This is a genomic window from Lysinibacillus sp. CNPSo 3705, from assembly GCF_028674935.1.
Taxonomy (GTDB): Bacteria; Bacillota; Bacilli; order Bacillales_A; family Planococcaceae; genus Lysinibacillus.
Genome location: NZ_JAQZSD010000068.1, coordinates 1 through 21,541, shown reverse-complemented (window position 1 = coordinate 21,541; position 21,541 = coordinate 1). Strand labels below are relative to the sequence as shown.

General features: G+C 37.5%; 21 protein-coding genes, 1 rRNA gene and 1 other annotated feature. Of the genes, 16 read left to right on the top strand and 6 right to left on the bottom strand.

Annotated features, from left to right (window positions below; all coding sequences use genetic code 11):
- The 4 genes from rrf to asnB all read left to right on the top strand — a co-directional run.
- Positions 1 to 81: ribosomal RNA gene (gene rrf, locus PVA17_RS20915) — 5S ribosomal RNA — on the top strand; the annotation flags it as partial.
- 298 nt (positions 82 to 379) lie between these two features.
- Positions 380 to 1,843, top strand: coding sequence for an IMP dehydrogenase (guaB, locus tag PVA17_RS20910; RefSeq protein ID WP_132364686.1), 1,464 nt, complete (start codon positions 380 to 382; stop codon positions 1,841 to 1,843).
- 140 nt (positions 1,844 to 1,983) lie between these two features.
- On the top strand, positions 1,984 to 3,315 hold the full coding sequence (locus tag PVA17_RS20905) for a D-alanyl-D-alanine carboxypeptidase family protein (protein ID WP_274068830.1): 1,332 nt from the start codon (positions 1,984 to 1,986) through the stop codon (positions 3,313 to 3,315).
- 102 nt (positions 3,316 to 3,417) lie between these two features.
- Positions 3,418 to 5,256 carry an asparagine synthase (glutamine-hydrolyzing) gene (gene asnB, locus PVA17_RS20900; RefSeq protein WP_132364682.1) on the top strand — a complete coding sequence of 613 codons (1,839 nt, stop codon included), beginning with the start codon at positions 3,418 to 3,420 and terminating at the stop codon, positions 5,254 to 5,256.
- 25 nt (positions 5,257 to 5,281) lie between these two features.
- Here asnB and pdxR read toward each other — a convergent pair whose 3' ends face one another.
- Positions 5,282 to 6,706 (bottom strand): MocR-like pyridoxine biosynthesis transcription factor PdxR, encoded by a 1,425-nt coding sequence (gene pdxR / locus PVA17_RS20895; RefSeq protein WP_274068829.1) that lies wholly within the window; start codon positions 6,704 to 6,706, stop codon positions 5,282 to 5,284.
- A gap of 105 nt (positions 6,707 to 6,811) precedes the next feature.
- On the opposite strand from pdxR, the gene pdxS reads away from it, so the two are divergent.
- The 3 genes from pdxS (at position 6,812) to serS (ending at position 9,885) form a co-directional block, all read left to right on the top strand.
- Positions 6,812 to 7,696 (top strand): pyridoxal 5'-phosphate synthase lyase subunit PdxS, encoded by an 885-nt coding sequence (pdxS, locus tag PVA17_RS20890; protein WP_132364678.1) that lies wholly within the window; start codon positions 6,812 to 6,814, stop codon positions 7,694 to 7,696.
- Between the two features lies 1 nt (position 7,697).
- The gene (gene pdxT / locus PVA17_RS20885) at positions 7,698 to 8,261 is read left to right on the top strand and encodes a pyridoxal 5'-phosphate synthase glutaminase subunit PdxT (protein ID WP_274068828.1); all 564 of its coding nucleotides are present in this window, start codon (positions 7,698 to 7,700) and stop codon (positions 8,259 to 8,261) included.
- A gap of 49 nt (positions 8,262 to 8,310) precedes the next feature.
- Positions 8,311 to 8,534, top strand: a binding site (T-box leader).
- Between the two features lie 70 nt (positions 8,535 to 8,604).
- Positions 8,605 to 9,885: a serine--tRNA ligase gene (gene serS / locus PVA17_RS20880; RefSeq protein ID WP_274068827.1), complete on the top strand. Its 1,281-nt coding sequence runs from the start codon at positions 8,605 to 8,607 to the stop codon at positions 9,883 to 9,885.
- Positions 9,886 to 9,972: 87 nt separating this feature from the next.
- On the opposite strand, the gene PVA17_RS20875 is transcribed toward serS, so the two are convergent.
- The 3 genes from PVA17_RS20875 to tadA form a co-directional block, all read right to left on the bottom strand.
- The gene (locus PVA17_RS20875; protein ID WP_248719113.1) at positions 9,973 to 10,215 is read right to left on the bottom strand and encodes a TM2 domain-containing protein; all 243 of its coding nucleotides are present in this window, start codon (positions 10,213 to 10,215) and stop codon (positions 9,973 to 9,975) included.
- 253 nt (positions 10,216 to 10,468) lie between these two features.
- Positions 10,469 to 11,608 carry an SPFH domain-containing protein gene (locus tag PVA17_RS20870; RefSeq protein WP_274068826.1) on the bottom strand — a complete coding sequence of 380 codons (1,140 nt, stop codon included), beginning with the start codon at positions 11,606 to 11,608 and terminating at the stop codon, positions 10,469 to 10,471.
- 268 nt (positions 11,609 to 11,876) lie between these two features.
- The gene (tadA, locus tag PVA17_RS20865; RefSeq protein ID WP_274068825.1) at positions 11,877 to 12,395 is read right to left on the bottom strand and encodes a tRNA adenosine(34) deaminase TadA; all 519 of its coding nucleotides are present in this window, start codon (positions 12,393 to 12,395) and stop codon (positions 11,877 to 11,879) included.
- 153 nt (positions 12,396 to 12,548) lie between these two features.
- On the opposite strand from tadA, the gene PVA17_RS20860 reads away from it, so the two are divergent.
- The 9 genes from PVA17_RS20860 (at position 12,549) to PVA17_RS20820 (ending at position 20,752) form a co-directional block, all read left to right on the top strand.
- Entirely contained in the window at positions 12,549 to 12,884 is a 336-nt protein-coding gene (locus PVA17_RS20860; protein ID WP_132364668.1) for an ArsR/SmtB family transcription factor, read from the top strand.
- A gap of 19 nt (positions 12,885 to 12,903) precedes the next feature.
- Entirely contained in the window at positions 12,904 to 13,857 is a 954-nt protein-coding gene (locus tag PVA17_RS20855; protein WP_274068824.1) for a cation diffusion facilitator family transporter, read from the top strand.
- A gap of 77 nt (positions 13,858 to 13,934) precedes the next feature.
- Positions 13,935 to 14,267, top strand: coding sequence for a metal-sensitive transcriptional regulator (locus tag PVA17_RS20850; RefSeq protein ID WP_132364666.1), 333 nt, complete (start codon positions 13,935 to 13,937; stop codon positions 14,265 to 14,267).
- A gap of 57 nt (positions 14,268 to 14,324) precedes the next feature.
- On the top strand, positions 14,325 to 14,531 hold the full coding sequence (gene copZ, locus PVA17_RS20845; RefSeq protein ID WP_132364664.1) for a copper chaperone CopZ: 207 nt from the start codon (positions 14,325 to 14,327) through the stop codon (positions 14,529 to 14,531).
- Positions 14,532 to 14,612: 81 nt separating this feature from the next.
- Entirely contained in the window at positions 14,613 to 17,024 is a 2,412-nt protein-coding gene (locus tag PVA17_RS20840) for a heavy metal translocating P-type ATPase (protein ID WP_274068831.1), read from the top strand.
- 14 nt (positions 17,025 to 17,038) lie between these two features.
- Positions 17,039 to 18,328 (top strand): MFS transporter, encoded by a 1,290-nt coding sequence (locus PVA17_RS20835; RefSeq protein ID WP_274068823.1) that lies wholly within the window; start codon positions 17,039 to 17,041, stop codon positions 18,326 to 18,328.
- A 340-nt stretch (positions 18,329 to 18,668) separates the two neighbouring features.
- Positions 18,669 to 19,307, top strand: a complete 639-nt coding sequence (locus tag PVA17_RS20830; protein WP_248717588.1) for a deoxynucleoside kinase — start codon at positions 18,669 to 18,671, stop codon at positions 19,305 to 19,307.
- Positions 19,304 to 19,972: a deoxynucleoside kinase gene (locus PVA17_RS20825; protein WP_132364658.1), complete on the top strand. Its 669-nt coding sequence runs from the start codon at positions 19,304 to 19,306 to the stop codon at positions 19,970 to 19,972. Before PVA17_RS20830 ends, PVA17_RS20825 begins: the two co-directional genes overlap by 4 nt.
- A 252-nt stretch (positions 19,973 to 20,224) precedes the next feature.
- Positions 20,225 to 20,752, top strand: coding sequence for an LOG family protein (locus tag PVA17_RS20820; protein ID WP_274068822.1), 528 nt, complete (start codon positions 20,225 to 20,227; stop codon positions 20,750 to 20,752).
- Positions 20,753 to 20,896: 144 nt separating this feature from the next.
- Here PVA17_RS20820 and PVA17_RS20815 read toward each other — a convergent pair whose 3' ends face one another.
- Positions 20,897 to 21,226 (bottom strand): 6-aminohexanoate hydrolase, encoded by a 330-nt coding sequence (locus PVA17_RS20815; RefSeq protein WP_132364654.1) that lies wholly within the window; start codon positions 21,224 to 21,226, stop codon positions 20,897 to 20,899.
- The gene (locus PVA17_RS20810; protein ID WP_132364652.1) at positions 21,219 to 21,455 is read right to left on the bottom strand and encodes a helix-turn-helix transcriptional regulator; all 237 of its coding nucleotides are present in this window, start codon (positions 21,453 to 21,455) and stop codon (positions 21,219 to 21,221) included. Before PVA17_RS20810 ends, PVA17_RS20815 begins: the two co-directional genes overlap by 8 nt.
- Positions 21,456 to 21,541: the final 86 nt, after the last annotated feature.

Genomic DNA, 21,541 nt, shown 5'->3' with positions numbered 1-21,541 from the left:
CATACCGAACACGGAAGTTAAGCTCTTTAGCGCCGATGGTAGTTGGGGGCTTCCCCCTGTGAGAGTAGGACGTCGCTAGGCAATGTAAACAGTCAGCTGCGTGCTGACTGTTTGTTTTTTTATAAAAAACCTTAATAATTTATCAATAATTCAGCAAAACTTGCCTAAAATAAGACAGAGCTTAACTATTATCTATTCTAAATGTAGAAGAAATTAAAAAAGCCTATATTTTTCATAGTAAAAAAGGGCGAAAAGACTATCAGAGTTACCACATCGAAAAATCTGAATTGTCTTTCTTTTATAAGTTTCTTGACAGTAGCTTAGCACGTTGTTAATCTTACAATTAATATTCTTTAAACTATAGGAGGACGTTACGAAAATGTGGGAAACTAAATTTGCCAAAGAAGGTTTAACTTTTGATGATGTATTATTAGTACCAGCGCATTCAGAAGTATTACCGAAAGATGTTGATTTATCAGTTCAACTAACACCGAAGATTAAATTAAATATTCCAATGATTAGCGCAGGCATGGATACAGTTACAGAGTCTAAAATGGCAATTGCTATGGCACGTCAAGGTGGTATCGGTATTATCCATAAGAACATGTCAATTGATGAGCAAGCTGAACAAGTAGAAAAAGTAAAACGTTCTGAAAATGGCGTTATTACTAACCCATTCTTCTTAACTCCGACTCACCAAGTTTTCGATGCTGAGCATTTAATGGGTAAATACCGTATTTCTGGTGTACCAATTGTTGATAGTATGGAAAACCAAAAGCTAGTAGGGATCATTACAAACCGCGACTTACGTTTCATTTCTGACTATTCTTTAAAAATTGAAGAAGTTATGACAAAAGAAGATTTAATTACAGCTCCTGTTGGAACGACTCTAGAGGATGCTGAAAAGATTCTTCAACAATATAAAATCGAAAAGTTACCAATTGTAGATGAAGAAGGTAAATTAACTGGATTAATTACAATTAAGGATATTGAGAAGGTAATTGAGTTCCCTAACGCTGCTAAAGACGTACATGGTCGTTTATTAGTAGGGGCAGCAGTTGGTGTGTCAAAAGATACGATGATACGTATTGAAAAGCTTGTTGAAGCACAAGTAGACATCGTAGTAATCGATACAGCTCACGGTCATTCTGAGGGTGTATTACAAACAATTCGCTCTATCCGTGAATCTTATCCAGAGCTTGAAATAATCGCTGGTAACGTGGCAACTGCTGAAGGTGCACGTTCATTATTTGAAGCTGGAGCAGATGTAGTAAAAGTTGGTATTGGTCCAGGATCTATTTGTACGACTCGTGTCGTAGCAGGTGTTGGTGTACCACAAATTACAGCTGTTTACGATTGTGCGACAGTAGCACGTGAGCTTGGTAAAGCAATTATTGCTGATGGAGGCATTAAATACTCAGGAGACATCGTTAAAGCTCTAGCAGCTGGTGGTAACGTTGTAATGCTTGGTTCACTTCTTGCAGGTACTTCTGAATCTCCTGGTGAAACTGAAATCTTCCAAGGTCGTCGCTTTAAGGTTTACCGTGGTATGGGTTCAATTGGCGCTATGGAAAAAGGTTCAAAAGATCGATACTTCCAAGAGGATGCTAAAAAATTAGTACCAGAGGGTATTGAAGGTCGCCTTCCATACAAAGGACCACTAGCAGATACAATTTATCAATTAATCGGTGGTATTCGTGCAGGTATGGGCTATTGCGGTTCAGCTAACCTTGAGTTCTTACGTGAAAATGCTCAATTTGTTCGTATGACAGGTGCAGGTCTACGTGAATCACATCCACATGATGTACAAATCACAAAAGAATCACCAAACTATTCGATGTAATATATTACTAGCAACTTTTATGCTCTCGAATCGTCTACAAAGATGACACGAGAGCATTTTTTTATGATAGAGAGTGCGCACGGACATTACTATATATGATAAAATGTCGAGGACAAGATTATTTTTTGGAGGGCTTTAGGGTGAAAAAGACAATAAACACTGTCATTCGCTTACTCCTAATTCCTGTTTTGTTATTTAGTGTTTTAGCAGGTATTCCTGCGAAGGCACATGCAGAATCAGATTTAGGACTACATGTGGATGCTGCGATTTTAATTGACGCAGATTCAGGAAAAATTTTATATGAACAAAATGCTGATACTGCACTAGGTATTGCGAGTATGACAAAAATGATGACTGAATACCTGTTATTGGATGCAATTGATGCAGGTACAGTTAAATGGGATCAAGAATATCACGTAACTGATTATACGTATAAATTGTCCCAAAACCGTGCGTTAAGTAATGTACCATTGCGTAGAGATGGAACTTACACTATTCGCGAATTATATGAAGCTATGGCTATTTACTCTGCAAACGCTGCAACAGTGGCGATAGCAGAAACAGTTGCAGGTACTGAAACTGAGTTTATAAAGCTAATGAATAAAAAAGCCGAAGAGCTTGGTCTTAAAGGCTATAAATTCGTAAACTCTACTGGTCTTAATAATGCAGATTTATTTGGTATGCAGCCAGCTGGTACTGGACCAAGTGATGAAAACGTAATGCCTGCTAAATCTGTAGCTAAATTAGCATATCATTTACTAAAAGATCATCCGGATGTATTAAAAACGTCTAAAATTGCAAAAAAGACGTTCCGTGAAGGTACAAAAGATGCAATTAACATGGAAAACTGGAACTTTATGTTGCCGGGATTGGTGTTCCAATATGAAGGCGTTGACGGATTAAAAACAGGTACAACAGACTTTGCTGGACATTGCTTTACAGGTACAGCAGAGCGCAATGGTACACGTTTAATTTCTGTTGTTATGAAAGCTGTAGATACAAAAGGACAGGGCTCAAGAAAAGCACGCTTCGATGAAACAGCTAAATTGCTTAACTATGGTTTCTCACAATTCTCGAAACAAGAAATTATTCCAGCTAACTATAAGTTTAAAGATGAAGAAACAGTAAAGGTTACGAAAGGTAAAGAAAACAAAGTAGCGATTGCTGTTAAAGAACCAGTTTCATTTATGGTCAAGTCATCTGAGAAAGATTTATATAAACCTAAACTAGTATTAGATAAAAAGAGTCTTGAAGCAGAGGTTAAGAAGGATACAGTTGTCGGGAAGGTAGTTATTGAGCGCTCAGAGGGCACAGATTACGGTTTTATTGACGGTAAGGGCCTTAAAGCCGATGTTGTTACAACAGAGGCTGTGGAGCGTGCTGGTGGTATCTCATTATTCTTCCAAGGTATTGGTAGCTTCTTCGGAAACTTATGGAGTGGCATTACTGACTTTGTTGGTGGCTTATTTTAATTATTAATATAAAGAACATGTGGATGTTTTTAAAACATCACGTGTTCTTTTCACATTTTTACGCTTTCCTGCATACGCTATTAGGCGAAAGGATGTGGCTAAATGTGTGGCATTACAGGATGGGCTAGCTTTCAAAAGGATTTAAGAACAACTAATGACATTCTAAAATTAATGACGCAAACGTTAAATAAACGAGGGCCAGATGATGAAAATATTTGGTGTAGTGAGCATATTGCATTTGGCCATCGTCGGCTAGCCGTCATAGATTTAATCGGTGGGAAGCAACCGATGAAAAAAGTACATGATGGTGCAAACTATGTCATTACATATAATGGCGAGCTTTATAATACAGAAGAATTAAGGAAAGAGCTGCAACAAAGAGGGCATCTGTTTACAACACATTCAGATACGGAAGTACTATTAACTGCTTATATTGAATGGAAAGAGCAGTGTGTTGATTTTTTAAATGGAATTTTTGCTTTTGGTGTATGGGATGAACAATCACAATCTCTGTTTTTATGCCGAGACCGATTAGGTGTAAAGCCTTTATTTTACACAGAACAACAAGGCGGTTTACTTTTTGCATCCGAAGTGAAAGCATTATTAGCTCATCCATTCATTAAAACAACCGTTAATACGGAAGGGCTAGCAAATATCATGGCTGTAGGACCGTCTAGAACGCCCGGAAAGTCACCTTTTCACAATATTAATGAGTTACGTCCAGGGTATGCAATGCGTTTCTCTAGAGAGGGTATACGAGTTTGGCAGTATTGGCAGTTACAGAGTAAACATCATGAAGAATCATTAGAGGAGACAATCGATCATGTCCGTTTTTTACTTACGGATGCTATAAAACGACAGCTTGTTTCAGACGTACCAATCTGTACATTTCTCTCAGGAGGATTAGATTCCAGTATTATTACGGGAATTGCCGCTACCATGTTTGAGCAACAAAATAAAGGCAAACTTCATACGTACTCTATAGACTACGAGGATAATGAACGTTTTTTTAATCCACATGCTTTTCAAACATCCACGGACACGTATTGGATTCAAAAAATGACAGATACCTTTAGTACAACACACCACGCTGAAGAAATTTCACAGCAGCAATTAATCGATTGCTTAGTAGAATCTGTCATCGTTAGAGATTCACCAGGAATGGCAGATGTTGACTCATCGTTATTATGGTTTTGTCGAGAAATTAAACAGGATTTTACCGTTGCGCTATCAGGTGAATGTGCAGATGAAATTTTCGGTGGTTATCCATGGTTTACAGAAACGACTACAGGTTTTCCATGGATTCGTTCATTGTCTGAAAGATCAACAATGTTACAGGAGCGATGGCGTAAGAAATTAAAAGTTGAATCATATGCACAACAGGCTTATTCACAGACAATTGCTGAAGTACCTTATCTTGATGGGGAGAGTATTGAAGAAGTAAGGCAACGAGAAATGTTTTATTTGAATATGGTATGGTTTATGCAAACATTGCTGGAACGAAAAGACCGTATGAGCATGGGGGCGAGTCTTGAAGTCCGTGTGCCGTTTGCAGATCATCGTCTTGTAGAATATACGTGGAATATTCCTTGGGAAATGAAAAATTTAGACGGTATGGAAAAGGGTTTACTTCGTAAAGCAATGCAGCATTTATTGCCAGAAGAAGTTTTATATCGGAAAAAGAACCCGTATCCTAAAACGTATCATCCAGTTTATACAGCGGGCGTTCAAAAATGGCTCAGAGGCATAATGGAAGACAAAAATTCAATTCTGCATGAATTATTTGAACGACAGAAACTAATAGAGCTCATTGAATCGGGTGGTAGTTCTTTCAAAGTTCCTTGGTATGGACAATTAATGGCAGGTCCACAGCTTTTAGCTTATCTGGGTCAAATTCATACATGGTTTGAGCTTTATAATATTCAGCTAATAGAATCATAATATCGAAGAAAAACCAGTCAACCTTTTAATGTGAGGTTGATTGGTTTTTTTTCTGTATAGCCCAACAGTGCATTAGCTTTTCGATAGAAGGTTCAATTTCATGCACAGGTATGCCTCCAAAGCCTAGTAAAAATTGAGCTTTTGAGGGTGAGGAGTGATCCAAGCGATAATCAGAGAGTGGATAGATTCTGATTTCTGCATTGGAAGCAAGCTGCTGTAATTGCTTTTCTGACAAAGTATGTTGTACATCGAGTAAAATATGCATGCCTGCTTGCTCACCAGTGATGTTAATTTGATTAGAATAGTTTTCTAAAATAGAAGTAAGTTTTTCATGCTTTTTTCGATAAATCTTTCGCATGCGATTTAAATGCTTAGCAAAATGGCCGTCACGCATAAAATTAGCTACAATATGTTGATCGAAACGAGGTACTGTTGATGAATAGTAATTAAAGACATCATTATAAGCAGCAAGTAATTTTGGTGGAAGTACAAAATAAGCGACGCGCAAGGATGGCATTAATGATTTTGTAAATGTACTCATATAAATTACTTTATCATTTCGATCTAATGCATGAAGTGCAGGAATTGGTTTTCCAGTATAACGAAATTCAGAATCATAATCATCTTCAATAATGTATCGAGAGGAGCTTTGTGAGGCCCAATTTAAAGCTTGAGCACGTCTTGTAGCCGATAATACTGCTCCTGTAGGGAATTGGTGAGATGGCGTGATATAAACAACGTCGGCACTAGTTTTTTCGAGCTCATGAATGACAATTCCTTCATCATCGACCGCAATTGGATAAACCTTTCGCTTATGTTGGGAAAACATACGATGCACAGCTGGATATCCAGGGTTTTCAAGGGCAAAATAAGTATTGTCACTAAAGAGGCGCAAAATCATTGGTAGAAGCTGTTCTGTTCCTGAACCGATGACAATCTGCTCGGGACTACAAACAACTCCGCGTGATTGAAATAAATAATTAGCAATCTCTGTTCGCAAAGATAGTTCCCCTTGAGGCTCACCTGTTAATAATAATTCCTTTGAGGCATCATCAAAGAGCTCTTTCGCATATTTTCGCCATGTTTGAAAAGGGAAGGCATCAATATCGATGGAACCAGGATTAAAATCTATTTTGTACGATTTTTTCTTAGGTTGTTCGTTTAAGGAAGTTATTGTGTCCTGCTGAATATACGGAAGCTCGTCAATTTCCTCTACAAAATAACCGACACGGGATTTAGACATAATATACCCTTCAGCAAGGAGCTGTGCATAGGCAATTTCAATTGTCGTTTGTGAAATATTCAAAAAATCGGCTAATTTTCTTTTTGATGGTAATTTTTCTCCTACTGCTATTTTCTTTGTAATAATAGCTTCTTTAATGCCGCTATAAAGCTGATCGTAGAGCGGTTTTTCACCATTTTTTTCTAGCTGGAATAAGAGCATGTCCATGTGCATTAATTCTCCTGACCTTACGATTATTTTATAAACTGGATATTTTTATATGGTCAATTTCAATTATACTAAATTTCATCATAAAGGTGGAGGTTAGAAATCATGAAACAAACAGGTACAGAATTAGTGAAGCGCGGGATGGCGGAAATGCAAAAGGGTGGCGTCATTATGGATGTTATTAATGCAGAGCAGGCGAAAATTGCAGAAGCGGCAGGAGCTGTAGCTGTTATGGCATTAGAGCGAGTACCATCAGACATTCGCAAGGCGGGTGGTGTTGCACGTATGGCTGATCCTCGTATTGTCGAGGAGGTACTGGGGGCAGTATCTATTCCTGTAATGGCTAAGGCACGTATTGGACATATTGTAGAAGCAAGAGTGTTAGAAGCAATGGGTGTCGATTATATTGATGAAAGTGAAGTATTAACGCCAGCAGATGAAGAGTTTCATTTATTAAAAAGTGATTACACAGTGCCCTTTGTTTGTGGGTGTCGCGATTTAGGCGAAGCTGCTCGACGCATTGGTGAGGGAGCTTCTATGCTACGAACGAAGGGGGAACCAGGGACAGGTAATATTGTTGAGGCAGTTCGTCATATGCGTAAAGTGAATGCGCAAGTACGTAAGGTAGTTGGTATGACAGAGGATGAATTAATGACCGAGGCTAAATTGCTCGGAGCTCCTTTTGAATTATTAAGAGAAATTAAGCGTCTTGGCCGTTTACCAGTAGTGAATTTCGCAGCAGGTGGCGTTGCTACGCCAGCGGATGCAGCATTAATGATGGAGCTTGGAGCAGACGGTGTATTTGTTGGTTCTGGTATTTTTAAATCAGAGAACCCAGAGAAATTTGCTCGTGCAATTGTTGAGGCTACAACGCATTATAAGGACTATAAGTTAATTGCTGAAATTTCAAAAGAGCTAGGTGTTCCGATGAAAGGCATCGATATTGCACAGCTTAGTCAAAATGAGCGTATGCAAGAGCGAGGCTGGTAAGATGAAGCGAATCGGTGTTTTAGCATTACAGGGGGCGGTAAGAGAGCATGTGCAAATGTTAGAGTCTCTTGGATGCGAAACGGTGTTAGTAAAACAAAGTGCTGATTTAGAGAAGCTTGATGGACTTGTTTTGCCTGGTGGAGAAAGTACAACGATGCGGAAATTGCTGAATCGCTATGAGCTATTGGAGCCAATTCGCACACTTGCAAAGCAAGGTTTACCGATGTTTGGAACATGTGCAGGATTGATTTTATTAGCAAAGGAATTAGTGGATTATGAGTCACATTTAGCAGTAATGGATGTGGTAGTTGCACGGAATTCCTATGGACGTCAGGTAGATAGCTTTGAAGTGAAGCTCGACATACCGGAAATAGGTGCTGCTATTCCGGCGATCTTTATACGAGCGCCACATATTGTTTCCGTAGGTGAAGGTGTTGAAATATTAGCGGAGCATGAAGGCAAGATCGTGTTAGCAAGAGACGACCATTTCTTAGGATGTTCCTTCCATCCAGAATTAACGTCAGATGCACGAATTCTTGAATATTTTGTATCTTCTATGGTATGACTTGCAAATTTTCACTTCATATAGTACAGTATGGATAAAATTTAAATAACTGAACACGATGATGGGAAGTAGTAGCAAGCACGTTTTTTTTAGAGAGTCAGCGGGTGGTGGAAGCTGATAAAAGCACTTGTGAATCCGTCCTGGAGTTGCGCAGTCGAAGTGAATGAAGTAGGCTGTCGCCGGCTGAAATGCCGTTATGAAATAAGTGGATTAGGCAAAGTACAATGTGTCTAGTCAATTAGGGTGGCAACGCGGGTAGCTCTCGTCCCTTTTGGGGATGAGGGCTTTTTTGTGTTTTTACTAACTATTTTCCCATCATTAACAATCTACTGGAGGTATGACGATGTTAGATATTAAACGCGTGCGCGACAATTTCGCGGAAATTAAAGAAATGCTATTAACACGTAATGAGGATTTAGGAAACTTAGACGATTTTGAACAGTTAGATGCAAAGCGTCGTGAATTAATTGCAAAAACAGAAGAGCTTAAAGCTGAGCGCAATAAAGTATCTGAGCAAATTTCTATTATGAAGTGCAATAAAGAAAATGCGGATGAAGTTATTGCACGTATGCGTCAAGTTGGCGATGAAATTAAAGAGCTAGATGTTCAATTAAATGATGTAGAAGAACGCTTTAAAGATATGATGATGCGTTTACCAAACGTTCCACATGAATCTGTACCAGTTGGCACAACAGAGGATGATAATGTAGAGGAATATACTTGGGGTGAGATTCCAACATTTGATTTCGACATCAAAGCACACTGGGATATCGCTACGGATTTACAAATTGTGGACTTTGAACGTGGTGCAAAAGTGACGGGTAGTCGTTTCTTATTCTATCGTGGTCTTGGCGCTCGTTTAGAACGTGCATTAATGACGTTTATGATGGACTTACATGCAGAAGAGCATGGCTATGAAGAAATGCTACCACCTGTAATTGTCAATCGTGATAGCTTAACAGGGACAGGGCAACTACCTAAATTTGAGGAAGATGTCTTTAAATTAGATGACACAGATTATTTCATGATTCCAACAGCAGAAGTACCTGTGACAAACTTCTATCGTGATGAAATTTTACCAGCTGAAGCATTACCACATGGCTTTGCAGCATATAGTGCATGCTTCCGTTCAGAAGCAGGTTCTGCAGGTCGCGATACACGTGGTTTAATTCGCCAACACCAATTCAACAAAGTAGAATTAGTACGCTTTGTAAAACCAGAAGAATCTTATGAACAGCTAGAACTATTAACAGGTCATGCAGAAAAAGTACTGCAATTATTAGGATTACCATACCGCAAACTAAAAATGTGTACAGCTGATTTAGGCTTTACTGCAGCGAAAAAGTACGATTTAGAAGTGTGGATTCCAGCTCAAAATATGTACCGCGAAATCTCTTCATGCTCTAACTTTGAAGATTTCCAAGCACGCCGAGCAAATATTCGCTTCCGTCGTGAGCCAAATGCAAAACCAGAGTATGTACACACATTAAATGGCTCAGGTCTTGCAATCGGCCGTACAGTAGCAGCAATCCTAGAAAACTATCAACAAGCTGATGGAAGCGTAGTGATTCCTGAAGTATTAAGACCATATATGGGCGGAAAAGAAGTAATCGCTCCAAAGTAAACCGAGTCGAAAACAAAGCGGCTAAAAGAAAAAGCTACTGTTGAAAATATCTAATCTCAACAGTAGCTTTTCTTTTTTAAAAGTAGGTTAGCGAGGTCGAACTCGATGTTTCACAGAGAAGTTATGTTCGTTAGAAAGCAAGTAAATAACGCCCTCTATAAAGCCTATAAGGGCCGGAATATATGTCCAGAAGAAGATGAGATACAATATACCTTGTCCAATTTTCCCTAAGTAAAATTTATGGATTCCGATTCCACCTAAAAAGATAGCTAGTACCCCTGCGACTGTTTTATTTTTTATAGGCCAAGAAGGATCGATGCCATCATACATAGGAGCTGAATATTGGGGCTGTGTTTGATATACAGGCTGTGATTGCTGTTGATAAACCGGTTGTTGCACAATTTGCTGTTCTTTGTGGAAATTGAATTTTTCACCACAATATTTACATTGAGCTAATGTAACATCAGCCGCTGCTCCACATTGTGGACATTCGATATTTTTCATGTCAATATCTCCTAATCAATGATATTTGTTTAATTTACATTTTCCGATGTATTGTTTTCAACTACACTGTTATGATTATCTATTGAATTGATTCGACTGGAGTACCGCAGTTATTACAAAATTTCGAAGTAACATCTAGTTCTTGTCCACATGAACAAACAGGCTTGTGCAAACTAGTTCCACAAGAAGAACAGAATTTTGATGATTCCTCGTTTTCACTCTGACAAGAATGACATGTAATGACCTTTAGCGTTAAATTTTCACCACATAAGTTGCAGAATTTACTAGTAGATATGATATTACCATGGCAAGAAGGACATATTTTATGTGTAACATTATTGCTAGGCTGTTGTACTTGTTGATTCATCATAGTCGCCATACCTTGCCCTACGCCTAAGCCAATTCCACTTGTAGCAAATAATCCAGCTACTCCATTGTCATTTGATGCAGCAGATTCATATATATCAAAGCTACGTTGTGTTACATAACGATTGTCACCCATAATTTCGAACTTAGCTTTATCTTGTAAAATTTCATTTATTTTATTGAAATCTTCTTCTGGGAAATTAATTGATTGAATATGGAAATGGGCCATTATAAAACCATACGCATTGAATTCTTCAGATATTTTTTCTTTTAAACTATTTGAAATATTATGAAGCTCTGTTGTTATTTCTAGTGCAGAGATTTTCTCATTAATAATTTTATTTGCAAGTTCAGTTTTTATGGATGTAATAAGAGAACCTTTAAAGTAATCTTGTACTTTTTCGAAACTAACAATATCATCTTTATTCATAGAGCCTATAACTTCTGTAAAGAATAATAAATAGTCATCAAGGCGGAGAGCCAATTGTCCAAATGCTCGTATACGTAATTTTACAAAGTATTTTGGATCAATTAGTTGAATAGGATCAGAGGTTCCCCAATATAAATCTAATTTTACCGTTAGATTTATAAAGTAGATTTCTGCTGAAAAAGGTGTATCCCCTCCATAAGCAAAATTCACAACATGGTGAAGTAATGGTAAGTTATTGGTTGTTAAAACATGTGTGCCTGAATTAAATACATCACATATTTGCCCACCCTTTACAAATATGGCTACTTGCCCTTCGTTGACGATAAGTGTGGTGCCTAACACTAGCTTTTCATTCGGATGCTTGTAGATTAACCAATCGCGTGAGCGTAAACCATCGAACTTCACTCTATCTAAAATAGGCATTAAAACATTACCTCCCTATTAATTACCTTTTAAATAAAATTATTACTAGTTATATTTTCCCTTTTCAGTTTATGCATGTCAATGGTTTAAATTTTTCTTTAGATTAGCCAGTAATGTACTTGCTAATCGCTTCTTTCATTTTTTAGATGGCATATTTAATTGTTATGAATATGTTGTCGCTATTACGACATATTTCATATATATGCTATCCCCTAATCATAAAAAAGAAGGTGCCTCCATCTGAGACACCTTCTACTCTATGTGAAGTTTAAAACTTTTCATTTTCAACAACTAAAGCTTGTCGCGCCTTTTTCTCAGCTTTTTTTCGTTGACGTAATGCTCGGAAAAAATCGGTTAAGATTTGTCCGCATTCCGCAGCTAAAATTCCTTCTGTTACTTCGCATTCATGGTTAAAGCGTGCATCGTTTAATAATCGATAAAGTGAATCTACACAGCCTGCTTTTATATCCCTTGCACCGTATACGACACGCGGCACACGAGATTGCAAAATGGCTCCTGCACACATAGGGCAAGGTTCAAGTGTCACATAGAGTGTTGTTTTTTCAAGACGCCAGCTACCTATTTTTTTACAAGCATCTTGAATAACCATTAATTCAGCATGTGTCGTTGCATTTTGTGTTGTTTCTCGTAAATTATGAGCGCGTGCAATAATCTCTCCATCATAGACAAGCACAGCTCCTATTGGCACTTCTCCAAGTAAAGCTGCTTTCTTAGCTTCTTCTAGTGCACTGTTCATAAACAATCGGTCTGTTTCAAAAATATCCACTATAATCTCTCCTTATCACTTAGTGTATCTTGCTTAATTGACAATTGCTACTATGACGTGAAGATAAAACGTTGACATTTCCAAAACAAACATTTATATTCATATATGAATACATGTTCATATATGAATATAAAAAGGTTAGGAGTAAACTAAATGGATGAAAAATTACAAAATACAGAGGTTCAGGATAACAAAGAGCAACATTTAGACGAAGAAACACTATTTGTCGTGTCTCAAACATTTAAAGCATTAAGTGATCCGACAAGAATTCGTATTTTAAATTTATTATGTACGGATGAACATTCAGTTAACGACATTGCTGAGGTTTTAGATTTAGGTCAATCAACAGTTTCACATCAATTACGTTTTTTGAAAAATTTACGGTTAGTGAAATATAGAAGAGAAGGTACAACTTTATATTATTCAACAGATGATGATCACATTATGAATTTGTTGATGCAAGCTATTGAGCATGCTACACATAACTAGATAAAATGGGGGATAAAACATGGGACATAATCATGATCACAGCCATGATCATACACATGGCGCAAACAAAAAGGTTTTAATCGTATCATTTATTATTATTACGAGTTATATGATTGTTGAAGCGCTTGGTGGCTATTTAACAAATAGTTTGGCTCTTTTATCTGATGCAGGTCATATGTTAAGTGATTCCATATCATTAGCAATAGCCTTACTTGCCTTTATTTTGGGAGAAAAGGCTGCAAGCTATAGTAAAACATACGGTTATAAACGATTTGAAATTTTAGCAGCAGTATTAAACGGTGTGATATTAATTTTGATTGCTTTATTCATTTTCTATGAAGCATTCAAACGTTTTGCCAATCCACCGGAAGTGGCAACTACAGGGATGTTGATTATTAGTACAATCGGTCTTTTAATCAATATTTTAGTCGCTTGGATTATGATGCGTGGCAGTGATACAAAAGATAATTTAAATATGCGTGGTGCTTTCTTACACGTCTTAAGTGATATGCTTGGATCTGTAGGGGCCATCGTAGCCGCATTATTAATCATGTTTTTTGGTTGGGGCTGGGCTGATCCACTTGCGAGTGTTATTGTTGCAGCATTAGTATTGAGAAGCGGCTACTATGTAACGAAGGCTGCTGTTCACGTTCTTTTGGAAGGAACGCCTTCAAACGTAGACGCTGAAGAAATTATACAAACTATTGTACAAACAGATGGTGTGCATAGCATTCACGATTTACACATTTGGACAATAACAAGCGGAACAAATGCACTTTCTTGTCATGCAGTTGTGGAAGGCCAGCTAAAAATTGCGGATAGTGAGCATATATTACGAGAAATTGAACATAATCTTGAGCATAAGGGCATAAAGCACGTAACGATTCAATTGGAAACAGTAGCACATAAGCATGATAACTCCATTTTATGTACAATAAAAAATGAGCAGTCGAATGATCACCATCATCATTAAAAAAATTAAAAATTTTCAGCTTTACATACCCTTCATGGGTATGGTAATATGAAATTGTAAGGTAGGAGGTGTATTATATGGAGGATAAAGTGAAAGAAGATGCTTGCCATACAGAGGAAGGTACTTCGTGCCGAAAAAGTCATCATCCTGAACGCGTTAAAAAGGATTTAACGACTCGTTTAAATCGCATTGAAGGTCAAATCCGAGGTATTAAAGGGATGATTGACAAAGATGTTTACTGTGATGATATTATTACGCAACTGTCTGCCACGCAGTCTGCTTTAAATAGTGTTGCAAAAATATTATTAGAAGGTCATTTAAAGGGTTGTGTAGTAGATCGCCTATCAGAAGGTGATGATGCAGTGTTAGATGAATTAGTAGTGACTATTCAAAAGTTAATGAAAAAGTAAATTTTTTTAAGAAATATATACCCCTATACAGTACTTAACATTAAAGGAGAGATATTTATGCAAAACGTAACTTTAAACGTACAAGGAATGTCATGTGGCCATTGTGTAAACTCAGTAGAAAAAAGTGTTGGCGCTTTAACTGGCGTTGAACAAGTAAAAGTAAACTTAGCTGAAGGTTTAGTAGATGTAGCATTTGACGAATCACAAGTATCTCTAGACCAAATTAAAGAAACGATCGATGATCAAGGCTATGACGTTAAATAATATAAATAGGGTGCTCTTGTAGCACTCTCTTATTTTCAAATAAATATACCCCCTGTTGGTATATGGAGAGGAGAAATGATGATGAGTTCGGAAATAAAAGAAGCAAATTTGCAAATTACAGGTATGACATGTGCAGCCTGTGCGACTCGTATAGAAAAAGGTTTAAATAAAATGGATGGTGTAGAACAAGCGACAGTTAATTTAGCTCTTGAAAAATCATCCATTAAATATGATCCGACAAAATTAAACGAAGAAGATTTTGAAAAGAAAATTGAAGCACTTGGTTATGGTGTCGTTAAACAAAAAACTGAATTCGATATTACAGGTATGACATGTGCGGCCTGCGCAACACGGATAGAGAAGGGTTTAAATAAACTAGCAGGTGTATCCTCTGCGAACGTAAACTTAGCACTTGAAAAAGCAACTATTGAATTTAACCCATCTGAAGTGACGATTGCAGACATTATTGCAAAGGTTGAGAAATTAGGATATGAGGCTCATCAAAAGGCAGATGAGCAAGAAACGGTGGATCATCGTGAGCTGGCCATTAAACAACAGCAGAAAAAATTTATTTTATCGGCCATTCTTTCATTACCATTACTGTGGACGATGGTAGGACATTTTTCATTTACATCATTTTTATATGTTCCTGAATTTTTAATGAATCCATGGGTGCAAATGGCGTTGGCTACGCCTGTTCAATTTATGATTGGGAAACAATTTTACGTTGGAGCCTACAAAGCTTTACGCAATGGTAGTGCCAATATGGATGTACTTGTCGTAATGGGAACATCTGCGGCGTATTTTTATAGCGTATATCAAGCGATTATTACTGCGGGGTCACATCATGCCCCTCACCTATATTTTGAAACGAGTGCCGTATTAATTACTTTAATTTTATTAGGTAAATTATTTGAGGCAAAAGCAAAGGGTCGTTCATCTGAAGCAATCAAAAAATTAATGGGCCTTCAGGCAAAAACGGCCATCGTTGTTCGTGACGGTGTAGAGAAAGAAGTATCGTTAGAAGAAGTAGTTATTGGCGATATTATTTTAGTGAAGCCTGGTGAAAAAATTCCTGTTGATGGTAAGGTGTTAGAAGGAACAACAGCTGTAGATGAATCAATGCTAACAGGGGAAAGTTTACCCGTTGATAAAAAGCAAGATGACCTATTATTTGGTTCTACTATAAATAAAAATGGCTTCATTAAAATGACGGCGACTAAAGTCGGTCGTGATACGGCCTTAGCACAAATTATTAAAGTTGTAGAAGATGCACAAGGCTCCAAAGCGCCAATCCAGCGCTTAGCAGATCAAATTTCAGGTATTTTTGTACCAATCGTTGTTGGCATTGCGCTTGTCACGTTTTTAATTTGGATTATTTGGGTGCGACCTGGTGAATTTACGCCTGCACTTGAAGTGTTAATTGCAGTTCTTGTTATCGCTTGTCCATGCGCACTTGGATTAGCAACGCCAACATCTATTATGGCGGGCTCTGGTCGTGCAGCGGAATTTGGTATTTTATTTAAAGGTGGAGAACATTTAGAGCAGACACAAAGCATCGATACAGTAGTTGTTGATAAAACAGGTACAGTGACACACGGCAAGCCAGTATTAACGGATGTTATACTAGCAGCAAATCAAGATGAAACACGCTTTTTATCGTTGATTGGTGCAGCAGAGAAGCAATCAGAGCATCCGTTAGCAGAAGCAATTGTTCAAGGGATTGTTGATCGCGGTATTAACCTAGGAGATGTTCAATTCTTTGAAGCAATACCGGGTTACGGTGTGCAAGCGACGGTCTCTGGTCAAGGCATTATCATCGGTACGCGTAAATTGATGCAACAATACGGTATTCATATAGATGCCATTCTACCATCAATGGAGCAATTAGAGAAAAACGGTAAAACGGCAATGCTAGCTGCCATTAACGGTCAGTATGCTGGCCTAGTAGCAGTTGCTGATACAGTGAAAGATACTTCCAAAGAAGCGGTAAGTCGTCTACAAGAGATGGGCATTACTGTCATTATGATGACTGGTGATAATGAACGAACAGCACAAGCAATTGGAGCAGAAGTTGGTGTGAATCATGTGATTGCCGAAGTACTTCCAGAAGGCAAAGCGAATGAAGTGAAAAAACTGCAAGCTACAGGTAAAAAAGTAGCGATGGTTGGTGATGGCATTAATGATGCCCCGGCACTTGCGACAGCTACTATTGGGATGGCGATTGGTACCGGTACAGATGTTGCTATGGAAGCAGCGGATATTACACTGATTCGCGGCGATTTAAACAGTATTGCAGATGCTATCATTATGAGTCGTAAAACAATGCGCAATATTAAACAAAACTTATTCTGGGCGTTTGCTTACAACACATTAGGTATTCCGATTGCCGCAATCGGTTTACTAGCTCCGTGGGTAGCAGGTGCAGCGATGGCCTTTAGCTCCGTATCTGTCGTTTTAAACGCACTGCGTTTGCAGCGAGTTAAATTATAAATAAGGAGATTGTTATGGTTAATAAATTGTCAGTAGCTACGGAGCATTATGTCCATTCAACAAATGCGCAACAAAAGTTATATAAGCGTACTCTCTTAATCATTCTAATGTCGCAAATATTTGGTGGGGCAGGGTTGGCAGCAGGTATTACGGTAGGAGCATTGCTAGCAAAAGATATGTTAGGAACTGAAAGCTTTGCAGGTTTACCTGCTACACTATTTACCCTTGGCTCTGCATTATCAGCTTTCATTGTCGGCCAGCTTTCACAGCGCTTAGGTAGACGCTATGGTTTATCGTTTGGATTTATAGCAGGTGGTATCGGTGCAATCGGTGTTATTATTGCAGCTAATATTAACAATATTGTGTTATTATTTTTAGCTTTATTTGTATATGGAGCTGGAACGTCTACAAATTTACAAGCACGTTATGCGGGAACAGATTTGGCAAATGAAAAACAACGTGCAACAGCTACAAGTATAGCGATGGTAGCTACAACGTTCGGAGCAGTTGCAGGCCCTAATTTAGTTACACCTATGGGGGAAGTTGCAAAAGCACTCAATATGCCTGCATTAGTAGGCCCATTTATTTTAGCTGCTGTTGCGTATATTTTAGCAGGCCTTACGTTATTTGTTTTTCTTCGTCCAGATCCATTATTAATTGCAAAAGCCATTGCTGCCGAGCAATATAAGCAACAAAGTAAAATAGCTGAAACGTCTACTACAACAAATAGTCGTGTAAATCGTATTGGAGTTTTCATAGGAGCGCTTGTATTAGTTTTATCTCATGTTATTATGGTGGCTATTATGACAATGACGCCTATTCATATGCAGGGACATGGAAACAGTTTAAGTGCTATTGGAATGGTTATAGGATTGCATGTCGCAGCGATGTATTTACCATCCCTTGGAACAGGTCTACTGGTTGATAAAGTTGGCCGAACTTTTATCGTCATTGCTTCAGGGTTTATTTTAGCAGCGGCAGGCTTAGTCGCAGCATTTGCCCCAGGTGATTCTTTACTTTGGCTAACGGTTGCCCTCATATTACTAGGTTTAGGTTGGAATTTTGGCTTGATTAGTGGTACAGCAATTATTATTGATTCAACGACAATTCATAGTCGCGCAAAGACACAAGGCTCGGTAGATGTCTGGGTTGCTCTCGGAGGCTCAGCGGGTAGTCTATTATCAGGAATTGTCGTAGCGTACACAAGCTATGCAATTTTAGGCTTTATCGGGATGTATTTAGCGTTACTTTTAGTACCAGTAGTTGTATGGACGAAATATAAATCTAAAAGCGAGTTTAATTGAGTTTCCTATGTCTTTAAAATGCATAGGAAATATAAAGCTGAGACAAAAGTGTTTCAGCCAACAAAAAAACCGAACTATGAAACGCCCAGGAAATGTTTCATAGTTCGGTTTTTCTATTTAATTAGAGATTATTCGGCCTTACGAAGGAACCATTTAGTTTGTTCTAGTCTCTATTTTTTTGTCGTTTTTTATCATCTGTCTTAATTGAAAAATTGTTTGATTCTGTTTTTCATTTTCTCACTATGTTACAATGAAAAACACTGATTCATTTTTAAAATAATGAAAGCCTCAGGCGGGCTAAATGACGATAGAATCCATAGAACAAAAGGAGGAGCTTCTAGTGACGGTTCCATTTGTTACAGTAGAAGGTCCGATTGGTGTTGGTAAAACCTCTTTATCTAAAGAGATTGCAGCGACATTTAATTACCATCTATTAAAAGAAATAGTAGACGAAAACCCTTTTCTAAATAAGTTTTATGAAAACATAGAGGAATGGAGCTTCCAAACGGAAATGTTCTTCCTATGTAATCGCTACAAACAATTATCGGATATAAAAAATTTCCGTTTAACAGAAGATCAACCTGTTGTAGCGGACTACCATATTTTTAAAAATTTAATATTTGCCAAGCGTACATTGGCGCCAGCTGAGTATGATAAATACGAGGAAATTTATAAAATATTAACGAAAGATATGCCTGTACCGAATGTAGTTGTTTATTTACATGCTAGTGTTGATACATTGATGAAACGTATTGCGATGCGTGGTCGTGAATTTGAAAAAATGATTTCACGGGATTACATGGAGCAACTGGTGGCAGATTATCATTCCTTTATCGAGCATTTTGAGAATATGCATCCAGATATTCCTGTTATTCGATTTAATGGCGATCAGCTTGATTTCGTAAAAAATCCAAATGATTTGAAATATGTTTTACAAACAATAAAGGATACGTTACAACAAAGGAGCTTGCAACAATGAATTTGAGAGAGAAATATGGTATTCCTCCACAAACGGTCATTACAATCGCTGGTACGGTTGGTGTAGGGAAGTCAACAATGACAAAGGCGTTGGCAGAAGCGTTAAATTTCCGTACTTCATTTGAAAAGGTGGATACTAACCCATATTTAGATAAATTTTATGAGGACTTTGAAAAATGGAGCTTCCATTTACAGGTCTATTTTTTAGCAGAGCGTTTTAAGGAGCAGAAGCGAATCTTTGAATATGGCGGCGGATTTATTCAAGATCGCTCTATCTACGAAGATACTGGAATTTTTGCTAAGATGCACTATGACAAAGGTACAATGAGCCCAACAGATTACGAGACGTATACAAATCTATTTGATGCGATGGTAATGACACCGTATTTCCCACATCCAGATCTACTTGTTTATCTAGAGGGGCCAATTGATGCTGTCATTGGTCGTATTCAAGAGCGTGGACGTACAATGGAGCAACAAACACCGAATGATTATTGGATTGAAATGCATGACCGCTATGAGAACTGGATCAATAATTTTAATGCATGCCCAGTTCTTCGTTTGGATATTAATGATTATGATTTATTAAAAAATCCTGAAGCAATTGAATCAATTGTGAGCCGCATCAGTCATATGCTAAAACAAACAAGTCATTTACGTAAATAGAAGGTTAGATAAAGCTAATCATTCAAAAATATTAGGAAGATAACTATTGGGGTTCTGGCCGAAAGCGAAGCGACAGGCACAAACAAGTCATTTACGTAAATAGGAAATGGACTATGCTAAATTTTATGACCGAATGCGCAGCTATGTGCAGAAAAAAGTAATTGCAGAAAATAAATGATCAAAAGACGTGAGACAATATGTAACCTATTGTGTCACGTCTTTTGAGTAGGAGGGATTGTTATAAGAATAGCAGTGTATTGCGGTTCTGGCTTAGGCTTAAACCCAATTTATGCAGAGAAAGCAGCCGAATTAGGGACTGTATTAGCTCGAAATGGTCATGGTGTCGTTTATGGTGGTTCGAAAACAGGACTGATGGGCAAAGTTGCAGATGCAGTATTAGAGGCTGGAGGAGAGGTTATTGGCGTGATGCCAACTCATTTACAGCAGCGGGAAATAGCACATGCCTCGTTAACAGAGCTTCATTTTGTTGAGTCTATGCATGTACGTAAAGCCAAAATGGTAGAGTTAGCAGATGTTTTTATAGCTTTACCAGGTGGTGGAGGGACAATGGATGAATATTTTGAAGTGTTTACATGGGCACAAATTGGACTACATGAAAAACCTGTAATTTTATATAATATAAATCATTTTTATGATGCGCTTTTACAACAACTTCAGAAAATGCTGGAGGAAGGTTTTATACGAACTGAACAGAAGTCACTTGTTCATGTAGCTGCTACATCGGAAGAAGTATTACATTTATTAAAAAAACATGGGTAATTTTTTGCCGTCTTCATGCCACGTTTTTTATAGCTTCACTTTTCTTCTCTTTAGGGTCATGAAAAAGTGCTACTTTAAAATATAAAAGAATCCATTTTGAAAAAGGTTGATCAAAATGGATTCTTTTCTAATAGCTATGTAAGATTATTTAATTTCTTTTCTATATAATCTAATTGCGTAAATTGCCCCAATTAAAAATACAATCCCTTGAAATAGTAGAAAGAACTGACGGAAGTATTCGATATTACTATCAACTAATGAAATAAAAATAGCATTCATAATAATTTGGGTAGTAAACATACATGAAATGATTTTAAGATAAATAGCATTCGTTCTTTCATCGGGTTGCCCAATTTTTCTACTGAAGATGAAAAGTATAACTATAGAACCTAGTAATAGAATTGCTGTAATGCCTATAACAATATTAAAATTATCAGTACTTTCTAACATCCAATTGTTTAATAAATCAATCATTATTATCTTCCTTTCGTACATAAGAGAATATTTCATTTATATCAACCTCAAAAAAGTTGGCTATTCGATATGCTAACACTAGTGAGGGGGAATAATTATTCTTTTCCATTACAAAGATAGTTTGCTTAGAAACTCCAACAGCGTCAGCTAACTCCTTTTGTGACATTCTTCTTAAAACCCTATGTTCATACACCTTATTTTTAATAGAATCACCAAATTCTCCTTTCAAAACGATCGCCTCCTATTTGCTGATGTAAACATCATAACTTATAATTTAATAAAAGTAAAGTAAACTTATACTTAATATATTTATTT